We start from the raw sequence: 13,688 nt of genomic DNA on the forward strand, positions 1-13,688 counted from the left end.
TTCAGGCCGTTCGCCGTACGGTTACGCATCGGCGGCATGTCTGCCGTTTACGCCGGCACCCACCGCAACGGCCACCCCGTCGCCATCAAGATCCTCCACGAGCGGCTCTCCGCCGACCCCGTCGTCGAGCGCCTCTTTCGGCGCGAGGCGCTGCTCGCGAACACCATTCGCCACCCGGGCGTCGTTCCCGTCACCGACGATGACGTCGCCGAAGACGGCGCGACCTTCCTCGTCATGCCATTGCTCTTGGGCGAAACGTTGCGCGCGCGCGCGGCGCGAACGGGGATGAAGCTGCCACTCGAGGAGGTCATCGTCATCGCACACGCGCTGCTCGATGTCCTGCAAGCGGCGCACGCCGCCAGGATCGTCCATCGCGATATCAAGCCCGACAATCTTTTCGTCACCCGCGAAGGAGAGGTTCGCGTCCTCGATTTCGGCATTGCACGCTTCTTCGACATCAACGAGGGTGCGTCGGTCACACGTTCCGGTCGCACCATGGGAACACCCGCGTTCATGGCCCCCGAACAGGCCCTTGGGCGAACAGCCGATATCGACGGACAGACCGACATCTGGGCTGTCGGCGCCACGCTCTTCACACTTCTCTCCGGTCGCTACGTTCACCAGGCCGAGTCTCCGAACGAGACGCTCGTCCTCGCCGCGACGCGAACGCCACTCGCCCTCGAAGCTGCGGCGCCACACGTTCCGCGGCCGATCGGCGATGTGATCGATCGTGCTCTCGCCTTCGATAAGGCGCACCGGTGGCCCGACGCAGGATCCATGGCTGGCGCGCTTTCCCTTGCTTGCGAGTCGGCATTTGGCATCACGCCCTCGAAGCTGCAGCACCTATCGTCTTCGATTGTCCGGCCATCCACGGATCCCGAAGACATGACAACGATTCCGCCAGACGCGAGAGCGCCCGCGACCCTGGAGCCGAAGCTGCCCAAGCCGCCGCGGCCCGCGTGGATCCGCCGTGCGGTCGCGATGATGCTCGCGGTCGTCGCCGCAGCAGCTCTCACCATCCTGATTCGCGCGAACAGCGCGACGCAGAGCCGCGTTCCGTACGCAAATGCATATTCCGAAGGACCCGGGGAGCTGTTCCAAGCCGACGCGGGGGCTCAATCCGACATGACGCGGGGCCCGGAGCGTAGCGACGAGCGTGGTCAGGTTTTCGTTTCGGTCACCTCGGGGGCAATCGCCTTCTTCTTCCGCATCGAGCCGCCCCGAAGGGTCACCACGTGGGCGTTGTGCACGAGGCGGTCGCAGATGGCGTCCGCCATTGTCGCTTCGCCGATGGCTTGATGCCAAGTTTTCGTCGGAAGTTGCGACGTGATCACCGTCGACGATTGGTCGTACCGATCCTCCAGCACTTCGAGCAGATCGCGCCGCTCGATCTCCGTCATCGGCGACAACAGAAAATCGTCGAGCACGAGGACCGACATCTTCGCGATGCGCGCGAGCGCCTGGGCGTAGGTGCCCGCGGCACGCGCGACGGCGAGCTGCTCCAGCAGGCGCGACGTGCGAATGCAGAGCGCCCGAAAGCCTTGCCGGCACGCCGCTTGGGCGAGGGCTGCACCGAGAAAGCTCTTTCCGCCTCCCGTTGCTCCGACCACGATCACGTTCTGTTTCGCTCGGACCCAGTGGCAAGCCCCGAGCGTACGCGCGAAGGAGCGGTCGACACCGCGGCCTGCTTCGCACGATAGCTCTTCGAGGCTCACGCCATTGGGTATTCGGGCGTCTTTGAGCAAACGTTCGAGTCGCTTGTTTTCCCGTGCCACCCATTCGCGGTCGATCATCATCCCGATCACCTCGTCAGTGGAGAGGGGTTCCGTCGGGGGAGACGCGTGCATCTCGCGCACCGTCTGTGCCATCACGTGCAGCTTCATCTCGACGAGCTTCTGAATCGTTTCTTCCAGGATCACGTTCATCCTCCGTATCGAAGTAGCTTGCGCCGCGAATGTGCTCGTGCGCGATGGGCGCTCGAGTTGGGGGCTCGACCCGCGGCGCGCGGTCGAGGCCATTTTTGAGAATCGCCGTCACGCTCTTGCACGTGGGGCTGCCGATGCTCAGCGCACGAGCACACGCCGCATTCACGCGAGCCTTGCCGTATCGGTCGGCGAGCCGAATCACCCCGAGGCAGGTACGGTATCCGGTCTCTGGGTGCGTACGCTGCCCGAGAGCCCGACGCGCGAATTCACCGACCTGATCGCCAATGCTCTCGGCCCACGCGACCACGCGCTCGGGCGGCCACTTGCCATAGTCGCGGTGCTCGCGTGGCCGGTGTTCGTCGCAGATCACCGCCGTGCCCTTCGGACCATAACTGCGCACGTGGGACGCCACGCGCTCGCTCTGGTGCAGGATCTCGACACTCGTCGCGGTTGCACGAATCTCCACCTCGGCCCCCACCATCGTGTACGGCACGCTGTACAGTCGGTGCTCGTAGTCGACGCAGTAATCAATATTGACCTTCACCTTTCGCCACTTCGCGATCTGGTAGCGGTGAGCGGGCAGAGGGCGCATGGCGGGCTTGTCGATCGTCTCGAAGGCCGAGTGCCGGCATCCTTCGAGCTTTTGAAACGGGCGCTTGTTGAGCTGCTCGAGCAGCTCGCGGACCGCCACATTGAGCTCACCGGGTGAGAAGAAAGTCCGATTCCGGAGCGCCGCGAGGATCCACCGCTGCGCGATCAAAACGCCTCCCTCGACCTTCGCTTTGTCCCTCGGCTTTCTCGGCCGCGCCGGAATCACCGTTACGCCGTAGTGCTGCGCCATCTCGAGGTAGGTCGGGTTGATGTCCGGCTCGTACCGATCCGGCCCCGAAACGGCGCTGCGAAGTTGATCGGGCACGACGACCTCGGGGACGCAGCCGAAGTACTCGAAGGCGCGGATCGTCGAGCCGACGAAGTCGGCGACCTTCTGCGTGCGCGTCGCCTCGGCGTACGTATAGTTGCTCGCGCCGAGCACCGCGACGAACAGCTCGACTTCGTAAACCTCTCCGGTCGATGGATGGACGACGTGTGGCTTTCTCCCTGAGTAATCGATGAACATCTTTTCGCCGGCACGATGCACCTGGCGCATGACGACGCTCAGCTTCTTCTTCCACTGGGCATACAAGGCGCAAAAGCGGCTGTATTCGTAGGCTTTGAGCGGTGCCTGACCCATCGCCCCATCGCGGTACTCGACCCACAACGTTTGCAACGTGACCGCCGGACGCGACAGCTCTCGATGCACCCACGCGAAATCGATCGGCACGCGCGACGGCGGCTCGTTACGGCCACCATCGTGGAACAACCGCCCCTCCACCTCGGCGTCGCTCAGCAACCGGGCCTCCGCCCACGCGAGCCCCGCGGCACGTGCGCGCGCCAGGTAATCGCCGACGGTCGTCTCACCGATTGCCACCGACGCCGCGATCTCGGCGTGGCTGCGCCCGCACTCGAACTTCAATCTGAGAACTTCTCGGACCTTCCGCATGGACACTCGCTCCGACATCGCGCCTGTCTACGCGATGAAGCTGTGACCCTGCTCGCCGCTGCGGGGGGGACCGCCCCCTTTGGAATGCGTCCCCGGGTGCCTAGGAATCGGCCCCCGGGTGTCGTTGGAATGCGTCCCCGGGTGCCCAGGAATCGGCCCCCGGGTCACGTTGGAATGAGGCCCCGGGTGTCGTTGGAATCGATCCCCGAGTCACGTCGGAATACGCACGCAAACATCAATCCGCCCCCGATATCCGAGCACGCGGCGAGCACCGAAGCGCAAACCCTGTTCAACGCGGGCCTCCAACTTTGGAAGAACGCATCGAGTGGCGCTGCTCGCAAAAAGTTCGCCGAAGCGGCCCAACTCGACCCCGGCCTCGCTCCGGCGCATCTCTACTTCGTGGCGGCATCCGAGTGGCTCGAGCCCGATGTACGAACCCATTTTTCAGAGGCGCGAGCGCTCCGGAACCGATTGTCTCTCACCCAAAGCGCACTTCTCGATGCGCTCGCACCGCTGATGCAGGAGCCGCCGGACCACGAATCGGCCACCCGTCACCTCCGAGCTCTCACCACCGAATTTCCGCAAGACGAGATCGGATGGATCGTTCGCGGAGCCAATGAAATCCGCGTGCAGGATCCGACGACGCTGCTTGCAACCGTACAGCACATCGAAGGCGCTCTCGCCCATTGGTACCGCGGACGGGCCGCCGATCTGCTGGAAGATGTCGCTGGTGCGCGCAAATCCTTCCAGGAGTGCGCGGCCACCGCGCCGCGGGGCGGCATCGATTGCCTCCTTTGGCTCGCGGGAATCGAAAGCAACGAAGGTGCGTGCGAAGACGCGGCCCTCGCTGCGAAGCAGCTCATCGCCATCGACAGCTCCGCACCCCAAGGGTACCACTGGCTTGCGAGAGCCGAGTTTGGCCGCAGTCAGCAGACGAGCGCCGTACGCGCCATTCTGGAGGAGCGCTGGGCGCGCCTTCCCGAGCCGCAGCGCGAAGCCGAACATCGGCGCGATGAGTTCGACCTCGCTGTGCTCGATGGTCGATTCGAACAAGCCTATGAATCGCTCGACGCGTGGGACCACGCCATCGCACATTCCGCGGACGCCCACGAACGAGCGATGCCATTCACCTGCCGAATCGATCTGGACCTGGAGCTGGGTCGCACGGAAGCGGCCCGTCGCGCGGCAACGAGCTTTGTCGAAGCGTCGCAAGCTTGGCTCCCTGAAGAAACCTGGGATATGCCCGCCGAACGAACACGAGCGCTTTACCTGACGGATCAAATCGGGCGCAGCGCGTTTCGCCAACGCCGAGCGCAGGACGAGCTGGAACTCCGGGCACGGAACGGCTGGTGGGCCGCCCCCAACGTGCGCTGGTTCGATTCCTACGTGCAGAATGTCAAGGATGCGGAAGACGCGCGTGTCGCGGTAGCAGCGCAGCCAGCTACCCGGCCGTTTCTCGAGGCGGCATTCCGCAATCGTTACGTCGATAGCGAATTGGGTCGAATGTATCTTTATGCCGGCCAGCTCGACAAGTCGCTGGAGTTGCTCCGCCGCGCTACGAAATCCTGTTCGTATGTTCGAGGGCTCTACGTCTTCCGCGCACACGCCCTCTACGGCGACGCGCTCGCACGGAGAGCTCGCCCGCGTGAAGCCTGTGAACATTACGCCTATGTCCTTCAGCGGTGGGGCCACGAGCCGGGCAGTCGCACGGCCCGTGATGCGACGGAATCGGCGCTCCGGCTCGGGTGTCGAGGTAGCACCGACACCGCACTTCGTCTCAGGCGATAGCCAGGAAACGAAAGGTGGACCGTCAGCTCGGACTTCGTCGTCGAGGGCGAATCGTACCGCGCGCGTATCCTCTGCACGCCATGCCGGACCGGCAGAGATGTATCAAGTATCAATCAAAACATACCGCCAGCGTTTTCTGGACAGCCCTCACCAACATGAAACGGACGGCTCCAATCGGAAGGCTCGTGCGGAGGCCAGGGTGGGTCGGAAAGGACGATCTTCCGAGAGCAACCGACCGATTCATGCGTGCGAAGGTGTCTATGATTCAACGAGCGCGCAGGGTTTACCCTTCTCTTGTCACTCGTTGAGCTCGAGCCGGCTCTCCAGTCGAGCATGTGAACACGGATTATGGTGTCCCTTTCTTCAGTCGCGTGGTGAACGGGATACGTCGAACCATCCGAATAGGAAATAGAGCGTCCCCCCGGAGGTAAGAAAGCCTAAGTGGTTTTGGGAGACGCTCGCCCGCACCTAAACGCAAGACACGGACCAGGCTGTACGCGGCCACGTTAAATTGACCCACGACGGCCACCAGAAATTGACCCACCCGGCGGAGCGAAGCGCGGGGGGGAGCAGTTTCGGCCAGGGAAAATTGACCCACCCCTGAAAGGGGTGGACAGGCGAGCGGGCGATGGAGTCGTCGTCCGGGGATGGTGCCGATGGACGTGGTGGCAGTGATTCGACACAAGGTGGCGAGCGAAGGGGTTCCGATTCGAGAAGTGGCGCGGGAGCTCGGATTGTCGCGAAACACGATTCGGCGATACGTGAGGGCCAACAAGATTCCGGTTCCAAGGCCAGAAAAACAGGTCCGACCAAGCCCGGTGCGCGACGAGGTGGCCACGGCGGCCGCGGCTATCTGGCGAGCGCGCCGATCCTTTACGGCGGGCAAACAGCGGCTGACGGCCAAGCGGCTGTGGGAGCTATTGCGTGAAAACGGGCACACGGCGAGCGAGCGCACCGTGCGGCGATTGGTGGCCGAATTCCGGAGCGGTGAGCGTGAGGTGACTGTTCCCCTGGTGTACACGCCGGGCGAGCTCGCACAGGTGGATTTTTTCGAGGTGTGGGTCGAGCCCTCGGGGATTCGCCAGAAGGCGTGGATGTTCGTGATGCGCTTGATGCACTCAGGGCGCGACTTCGCCATGCTCTGCGCGCAACAAGACGCCACTTGGTTCTTAGCGGCTCACGTTGCGGCGTTTACCTACTTCGCGGGGGTGGTGGCCGCCGTGGCCTATGACAACTTGAGCGCTGCCGTGGCCAAGATCCTCGTTGGGGCGCCACGGCTGCTTCGGCCCCGATTTGCCGCGCTTTGCGCCCACTACGCCTTCGAGCCACGTTTTTGCCGCCCCGGCGAAGGCCACGACAAGGGAGGAGTCGAGCGCCGCGGAGGACACGTACGTCGCCAGCATTTGGTGCCCATTCCGCGCGGTGAATCACTTGCCGCCATGACCACGGCTTTGCAAGCACGCCTCGATGCTCAGCATTCGCGCAATCCGATGTACGTCGAGGCCTGGGCCCGCGAGCGCAGCGCGCTGCGGCCTCTCCCAGCGCCTTTTGACGGCCGCCAGGTGCGCACCGTGCAGCTTCGCCACCACGCCAGCTACCTCGTCGCGGGCGCTCACTACTCGGTGCCCAGTCGGTGGTGCGGTCAGATGGTCGACCTATTCCTAGGCATCGACACCGTCACCTTCGCCAAAGGCGACGAGACCATCTGCCATCCTCGCGTGGCCTTCGGTGGCCGAAGTATCGACTATCGGCATTTGTTACTGCCACTATCGCGCAAGCCACAAGCTCTGCGCCAGGTCGCTCACGAGTTGGTGGCACAATTCGGCTCACCATGGCCCGAGCTCTGGGAGACGCTTTGCAATCGGTATTCGCCCGACCTGATCGAAGCTGCACGAAGACTGGCTCCGTGGTTGGAGCGCGCTGACCGCGAGGGAGTCGGTCGGGTCAAGCGAGCCATCATCACCGCCCTTGCGTGCGGTACGCTGGTGCCCTTTCTGCAACGCACAAGGCGCACCGAAACCCTCGCCGCTGTCCCGCTGGCATTATCGGAATACGCGGTCGAGACGCCCGACCTATCGCGCTACGACGTGCTTCTCGAGAGGGCATCGGCATGAGCACCGACAACGTGCTCTTGGCCGCCGTACGCGCCCATACGCGCGTACTCAAGCTGCCGACCGTCGCACGAGAGTGCGAAACGCTGGGACGTCAATCGCTGGCCGAAGGCTGGTCACCGTTGCAGTACTTGCGGGCGTTGCTCGACGCCGAGCTCGCAGTCCGCGCCGAGCACGCGATTGGGCGCCGCATGCGAGCGGCTCGTCTGCCCGTGCACAAAACGATGTCGCAATTCGATTGGCGGAGGCCACACGGTCTCGAACGCGCCCGCGTCGAAGACTTGGCTCGTGGTGCCTGGATTCCGACGGCGCGCAACATCGTGATCTTGGGCCCCGTGGGCACCGGAAAAACGCACTTGGCCATCGCGCTCGCCATCGAGGCCATCAAGCGCGGCCACCACGTGCTCTTTTACCGCGCCTCCGACTTGGTCCGGGCACTGACCGAGGCCCGGGATGCACGCGCTCTTTCTCGCCTGCAAGAGCGACTGCGAAGGGTTTCACTCTTGGTGGTGGACGAACTTGGCTTTGTACCGTTTGAAAAAGCCGGCGGAGAGCTGCTCTTCGACGTCTTGTCCACCCGGCACGAACGGTGCGCAACGGTGATCACATCGAATCTGGCTTTTAGTGAATGGAACCGGGTCTTCGTCGACGACAAGCTGACGGCCGCACTCCTGGACCGTCTGGCCCAGCATGCGGAGGTCCTCGTCACTCGCGGTCCGGGAGACCGTGTCCCGGCCGCGGCCACCAAAAAGACAGATTCAAGATCTGACGAGAGCAAACCCAAAGCGACCCAGGAGGTGCCGGCGCTCACGCGGTGAGTGCCCCCCATCGCGGCGGGGTGGGTCAGTTTTTGATGGCCGAGATGGGTCAGTTTTCGGTGGCCGTTGACACAGGCTCCGGCAATTCGTCCTTTCGGAAGATTCCGGCCACCTCCCCGCATCCCCCGCCGCCGGACAGCGACCAACGGAGGCGATTCCCCCGCTCCTCCTTCGCCCCACCGGGAAAATATCCTCACGGGGTCGAGAAATGCACCTTTTCCGGGCCGTCGACCGCTGCGGAAAATATCCCGGCGCGCTCGTCCCGCCGCCACCCGCACTCAGCTACCGCTCCGCCGCTTATTGAATGTCGTCCGATCGATTCCCAAAAGAGCGGCCGCGCGCGTCTTGTTGCCGGCGCATCGAAGTAATGCGCTCTCGCGGTTCTTCGCCTGCAGCAGCTCCTCGTTCATCGGCAATTCTACGAGCATCGCCGCGTCCTGAACCGGCGCGAGCGCCACTTTCGCGACGGCGCGAATTTCGAGGGGGAAGTCGGTCGCATCCAGCATCGGCTTTTCGCCCAGGACCATGGCGTGCTCGATGACATTGCGGAGCTCCCGCACGTTTCCGGGCCACGGATAGCGCTGGATCACGTCGAGTGCTTCGGGTGAGAAGCCATCCACGCGCCGGCCGCTGCTCGCGGCCATATCGTGCAGCAGCTGCTGGGCGAGCGTCACCACGTCTTCTCCGCGCTCGCGCAGCGGGGGGACGACCCGCTTGATCACCGACAATCGAAAGAACAAGTCGCTCCGGAACGTCCCCTCGGAGACCATTCCCGCCAAGTCTCGGTTCGTCGCCGCGAGGATCCGCGCGCGCAAAGGGAGCGAGCGGTTCGACCCGAGACGTTCGAATCGCTTCTCCTCGACCACCCGCAGCAGCTTGGCTTGGCTCGCCAGCGGCAGCTCGCCGATTTCGTCCAACAACACGGTGCCGCGTCCGGCCGACTCGAAGATGCCCGGCTGCGCCGTGACGGCGCCCGTGAACGCGCCTCGCTCGTGGCCGAAGAGCTCGCGCTCGATCAAATTCTCCGGGATCGATGCGCAATTGATGACCCGGAGCGGCTCCTTCTTGCGGGGCCCCGACTCGTGAAGCAATCGCGCCACGAACGTCTTGCCCACCCCCGTCTCGCCCGTCAAAAGGACAATCGCGTCGCTGGTGGCGAGCCGGGGGATCACGCGAATGAGCTCGTTCGCGGCCGCCGACGTCCCCAGAAATGCGCGCGCGCTGCCGACGGCCTGCTGCCGAAACGCCTCGTTTTCCTGCTTCATGGTGAGCATGGCCGAGAGCTGCGCCAGGCGGGAGCCGCAAAGGGCGGCCGCGAGCAACACGAGGCGCCGGATGGAGTCGGTGATTCGGCCGGGATCGCGCTTGGTCGTGAAGGCAAGCCACCCCGATGGCGATCCCGGCGCCACGACGAGCAAGCGCGTGCCACCATGAGGCGCCATCCTCTCCACGACCGGTCCGGCGGACTTCATCGTCTCGTGCTCCTCTCCGGCGGGGGCGATTTCGACCGTGTCGCACGCCGCGTGCGCGTTCGCCCAGGTGGCGAGGACCTTTTCGATGGAGTCGAGGTCGGCCGTCTCCATCAAGGCTTCGTTGAGCGCAAAGACGGCGGAGAGCGCGCGGACGTCGGCGGCGGGGCCGCTCAGCAACGAGTGCGCGGCCGTGGTCGCGCTCTCGGATCGCACGAGGAGGTCGGAATTGGTCCGCGGTTCTGCGGCGGTGACGAAGAGGATCGTGTTGCCCACCAAGAACGATTCGCCGATGGCGACGCGCGCGTCGCGTACCTCGCGGCCTGCGCGCACGAGCGGTGCAGCGCCGTCGCACACTTGGAAGCAAACGCCCTCCCCCGCGGCGGCAACATGGAAGTGATGCCGGGAGACGGAGCGGTCGTCCAAGACCAGATCGGCGCCGCGTGCGCGGCCGACCATCTTCACGGCGTGGTCGACGATAAGCTCGGCTCCGACATTGACGCCTTGGGTGACGACGAGACGAACGAGCGATCGAGCCGTTGGAGCAGACACACTGAGACGATACGGGAAGGTTCTCACGCGAGTCTCGCCTCTCCATTTCGATCCATAGCGAAGATGTAGCTCCAACACCCCGGCTCCAACCGTCGCCGGCAAGACATCCGTGCTGCAAAGTCCTCGCCAGCATTCCAGCGCAGCACCGCGGCGCGATAGCCCCGAAGGCTCTCCCCTTGACTCCGTTGCGTGCCCTGGCATGTTCCGGGCGAGCATGCCGGTACGGCTCGACGAGTCCAACGCACACGCCGCTCTACGGCGCATCGGCACGTGGCTCCGCGGGCGATATCGCATCCGCCGCTTGATCGGTATTGGCGGTATGTCTGCCGTTTACGCGGGAGTCCATCGCAACGGACATCCCGTCGCCATCAAGATCCTGCACGAGCGACTCTCGGCGGATCCCGTGGTCGAGCGCCTTTTCCGGCGGGAGGCGCTCGTGGCGAATACCATCCAGCACCCGGGCGTGGTCCCCGTCACGGATGATGACGTGGCCGAGGATGGCTCCACGTTCCTCGTCATGCCGCTGCTTTCGGGTGAGAACTTGCGCACCCGCGCCGCCCGAAGGGGCATGATCTTGCCGCTCGAGGAGGTCCTCGTGGTCGCGCATGCGCTGCTCGATGTTTTGCAGTCGGCGCACGCGGCCAGGATCGTCCACCGCGATATCAAACCCGATAACGTCTTCATGACCGAGGACGGCGAGGTTCGCGTCCTGGATTTCGGCATTGCTCGCTTCTTCGAGGCCAACGAGGCGGCGTCGGTCACGCGCTCGGGTCGTGCCATGGGCACGCCGGCCTTCATGGCGCCCGAGCAGGCCCTGGGGCGGACCCGCGAGATCGACGGGCAAACGGATCTTTGGGCGGTCGGCGCCACCATGTTTACGCTCCTCTCCGGGCGCTATGTTCATCCGGCCGAGTCCACCAACGAAATGCTCGTCTTTGCGGCGACGCGACCGCCCATACCGCTCTCCGAGGTCGCGCCGCACGTTCCAAAAGACATTTGCGATGTCGTGGACCGCGCGCTGTCCTTCGATAAGACGAGGCGATGGCCGGGCGCGGGATCGATGAACGAGGCCCTGCGCGCGGCCTGCGCGTCGGCGCTCGGCAAAGCGCTCTCCGACTTGCCGATCCCCGCGGCCCCGGGCTCGCCGGCGACCGAGCCACACAATGATGCGACCACGGTTCCTCCCACCCCGCGCGCGCTCCTCACCGCCGATACGATATCGCCCTCGGCAACGCGGCGTCCGGCGGTAGGCCGGCGGCGCGCGGCGTTCTTGGCGCTCGTTTTCGCCTTCGCCATGGGCGCCGTGGCCTACGTTCGCGTGCGCGGCCGGGTGTCGGCCGATCCCCCGGTGACGGCGGACACCTCCCTTCCGACCTCCGATTCTTCTCACAATACCGAGGCGCAAGCGCTGCTCGAGGCGGGCCTTCAACTCTGGAAAGACGCCTCGAGCGCCGCCGCGCGGGCCAAATTCGCCGAGGCTGCGCAGCGCGATCCGGGGCTCGCCGCGGCCCACCTCTTCTTCGCCGCGACGTTCGAGTGGCCCGAGCCGGCGGCGCGCACGCACTTCGCGGAGGCGCGCTCGCTCCGCAGCCGCCTGTCATCCATGCAGACCATGCTGCTGGAGGCGCTGGAGCCCACGATCGAGGAACCGCCCAATTACGGCTTGGCGACGCGCCGACTGGAGGCGTTGACGGAGCAGTTCCCGAACGAAGACACCGGGTGGATCGCTCGGGCGGCGAGCGCCATTCACCTCCGCGAGCCGGAGCGGTTCCATGCCATGGAAGACCGTGTTCCAGGCGCCATGGCGTCTTGGTTGCGCGCCCGCGCCGAGCTTCAGCAGGACGACTTGGCGGCCGCCCGCAAATCCTTGGAGGCATGCGTCGCCGCGGCGCCGCAAGGTGCGGTCGATTGCCTCGTAGCGCGCGCAAAGCTCGAGGCCAACGAGGGCGCCTGCGACGACTCGGCGCTGGCCGCGCGCCGGCTCATCGCGATCGATCACAACTCACCCGACGGATATACGTACCTCGCGCGGGCCGAGTTCGGGCGCAGCCATCGCACGAGCGCCGTGCGGGCGATCCTCGAGGAGAAGTGGGCGCGGTCGCCCCAAGCGGATCGCGCGCTCGATCGCTACGGCGATGAGTTCTTCCTGGCGGTGCTCGACGGTGAATTCGATCGCGCGTACGCCGCCCTCGATGGTTGGGACAAGGCGGTGGCAGCGTCCGCCGATGGCCTCGAGCGCGCGAGGCCGCTCATCGCGCGCTTCGAGCTCGACCTCGAGCTCGGGCGCACCGAGGAAGCCCAGCGCGGCGCCCGCGCGTTCATCGAGGCATCGCAAACGTGGCTGCCCTCGGCCCAGCACAATCAAGCCGTGGAGACCACGGTGGCGCTCTACCGAACCGGGTTGATCGATCGCGACGAGATGCTCCGGCGGCGGGCGCGCGACGAAGAAGGGCTCATCGCGCGGGGCGGCTACATCGCCGCGCCGGGCACGCGATGGTACGTGGCCTATGTCGAATACGTGGTAACCGCCGAGGACGCGAAGCTGGCCGTCGCGCACCAGCCGCCCGTCCATCCCATTTATCCGGCGGAGTTGCGCGAGGTGAATATGGATTTGAGCCTTGGCCGAATGTACCTTTACGCCGGCCAGCTCGAATTGGCGCGCACGGAGCTCCGGCGCGGTACGCGATCGTGCCTGTTCCGGAAATCGATGGGTCGCCTTCAAGCCCACGCCCTGTACGGCGACGCCCTCGCCAAGGCCGGCCGCGCGCGCGAAGCGTGCGACGAATACCGCGTCGTGCTCGAACGATGGGGCGGCGAGCCGCGGAGCATCACGGCACGCGCCGCGCGCGCCGCTTCGCTCCGCCTTGGTTGCGCGGCCGCCGCGGCGCCGAACGCCTCTACGCCTCGTCCGGATCCGCCGGAGCGACCGTGAGCACCGGGCACGGGGCGGTGCGGACCACGCGCTCGGCGACGCTGCCGAGCAGCATGCGTGCAATTCCCTGGCGGCCGTGCGTTCCCATCACGAGTTGCGCGGCCGCCGCGGCGCCGAACGCCTCTACGCCTCGTCCGGATCCGCCGGAGCGACCGTGAGCACCGGGCACGGGGCGGTGCGGACCACGCGCTCGGCGACGCTGCCGAGCAGCATGCGTGCAATTCCCTGGCGGCCGTGCGTCCCCATCACGATCAACTCGGCGCCGATCTCGCGCGCGACGTCGGGGATGGTGTCGAGCGGGTTGCCGCTCTTGAGGAGCGACTTGAGCGAGACCCCCGCGCCTTGGCGCTTGGCCAGCGCCGCATCGAGCGCCGATTGCGCGTTGGCGCGCACATGGGCGCCGGACACGGCGGCGACGTCGTAAGCGTGCACGACGGTGATGCTCGCGCCCAGTTTGGCGGCGAGGACGATCGCGTAGTCCAACGCCTCATCGGCCGTGGGGCTGAAGTCCGTGGGAACGAGGATATGGGTGGGGAGGTTCATGATGGGCCGA

The 13,688-nt window shown here is 65.6% G+C and carries 10 protein-coding genes; 4 read left to right on the forward strand and 6 right to left on the reverse strand.

Going from position 1 to position 13,688, the window contains the following annotated elements:
- Window positions 1–21: 21 nt before the first annotated feature.
- The 3 genes from LZC94_23755 to istA (LZC94_23765) form a co-directional block, all read right to left on the reverse strand.
- Window positions 22–843, reverse strand: a complete 822-nt coding sequence (locus LZC94_23755; protein WXB10890.1) for a hypothetical protein — start codon at window positions 841–843, stop codon at window positions 22–24.
- A gap of 317 nt (window positions 844–1,160) precedes the next feature.
- On the reverse strand, window positions 1,161–1,919 hold the full coding sequence (gene istB / locus LZC94_23760) for an IS21-like element helper ATPase IstB (protein WXB10891.1): 759 nt from the start codon (window positions 1,917–1,919) through the stop codon (window positions 1,161–1,163).
- Window positions 1,810–3,483: an IS21 family transposase gene (istA, locus tag LZC94_23765; protein ID WXB10892.1), complete on the reverse strand. Its 1,674-nt coding sequence runs from the start codon at window positions 3,481–3,483 to the stop codon at window positions 1,810–1,812. The genes istB (LZC94_23760) and istA (LZC94_23765) overlap by 110 nt, the downstream gene beginning before the upstream one ends.
- A 609-nt stretch (window positions 3,484–4,092) precedes the next feature.
- Here istA (LZC94_23765) and LZC94_23770 point away from each other — a divergent pair.
- The 3 genes from LZC94_23770 (at window position 4,093) to istB (LZC94_23780) (ending at window position 8,182) form a co-directional block, all read left to right on the forward strand.
- Window positions 4,093–5,253 (forward strand): hypothetical protein, encoded by a 1,161-nt coding sequence (locus tag LZC94_23770; protein ID WXB10893.1) that lies wholly within the window; start codon window positions 4,093–4,095, stop codon window positions 5,251–5,253.
- 647 nt (window positions 5,254–5,900) lie between these two features.
- On the forward strand, window positions 5,901–7,367 hold the full coding sequence (gene istA, locus LZC94_23775) for an IS21 family transposase (protein ID WXB10894.1): 1,467 nt from the start codon (window positions 5,901–5,903) through the stop codon (window positions 7,365–7,367).
- On the forward strand, window positions 7,364–8,182 hold the full coding sequence (istB, locus tag LZC94_23780) for an IS21-like element helper ATPase IstB (GenBank protein WXB10895.1): 819 nt from the start codon (window positions 7,364–7,366) through the stop codon (window positions 8,180–8,182). Before istA (LZC94_23775) ends, istB (LZC94_23780) begins: the two co-directional genes overlap by 4 nt.
- Before the next feature lie 278 nt (window positions 8,183–8,460).
- Here istB (LZC94_23780) and LZC94_23785 read toward each other — a convergent pair whose 3' ends face one another.
- Window positions 8,461–10,230: a sigma 54-interacting transcriptional regulator gene (locus LZC94_23785; GenBank protein ID WXB10896.1), complete on the reverse strand. Its 1,770-nt coding sequence runs from the start codon at window positions 10,228–10,230 to the stop codon at window positions 8,461–8,463.
- 292 nt (window positions 10,231–10,522) lie between these two features.
- On the opposite strand from LZC94_23785, the gene LZC94_23790 reads away from it, so the two are divergent.
- Window positions 10,523–13,135: a serine/threonine protein kinase gene (locus tag LZC94_23790; GenBank protein WXB10897.1), complete on the forward strand. Its 2,613-nt coding sequence runs from the start codon at window positions 10,523–10,525 to the stop codon at window positions 13,133–13,135.
- On the opposite strand, the gene LZC94_23795 is transcribed toward LZC94_23790, so the two are convergent.
- Both LZC94_23795 and LZC94_23800 read right to left on the reverse strand, forming a co-directional pair.
- Window positions 13,101–13,304 (reverse strand): universal stress protein, encoded by a 204-nt coding sequence (locus tag LZC94_23795; GenBank protein WXB10898.1) that lies wholly within the window; start codon window positions 13,302–13,304, stop codon window positions 13,101–13,103. The two genes, LZC94_23790 and LZC94_23795, sit on opposite strands and share 35 nt — an antisense overlap.
- Window positions 13,259–13,678 (reverse strand): universal stress protein, encoded by a 420-nt coding sequence (locus LZC94_23800; GenBank protein WXB10899.1) that lies wholly within the window; start codon window positions 13,676–13,678, stop codon window positions 13,259–13,261. Before LZC94_23800 ends, LZC94_23795 begins: the two co-directional genes overlap by 46 nt.
- Window positions 13,679–13,688 lie beyond the last annotated feature (10 nt).

The sequence above is a fragment of the Sorangiineae bacterium MSr11954 genome (assembly GCA_037157815.1).
In the GTDB taxonomy this organism is placed as follows: domain Bacteria; phylum Myxococcota_A; class Polyangia; order Polyangiales; family Polyangiaceae; genus Pendulispora; species Pendulispora albinea.

What these genes read in the sequence shown, in the direction of transcription:
- istA (WXB10892.1), bottom strand. Translation starts at nt 3,483, where the DNA reads ATGTCGGAGCGAGTGTCCATGCGGAAGGTCCGAGAAGTTCTCAGATTG.
- istA (WXB10894.1), top strand. Translation starts at nt 5,901, where the DNA reads ATGGTGCCGATGGACGTGGTGGCAGTGATTCGACACAAGGTGGCGAGC.
- istB (WXB10895.1), top strand. Translation starts at nt 7,364, where the DNA reads ATGAGCACCGACAACGTGCTCTTGGCCGCCGTACGCGCCCATACGCGC.
- LZC94_23790 (WXB10897.1), top strand. Translation starts at nt 10,523, where the DNA reads ATGTCTGCCGTTTACGCGGGAGTCCATCGCAACGGACATCCCGTCGCC.
- LZC94_23800 (WXB10899.1), bottom strand. Translation starts at nt 13,678, where the DNA reads ATGAACCTCCCCACCCATATCCTCGTTCCCACGGACTTCAGCCCCACG.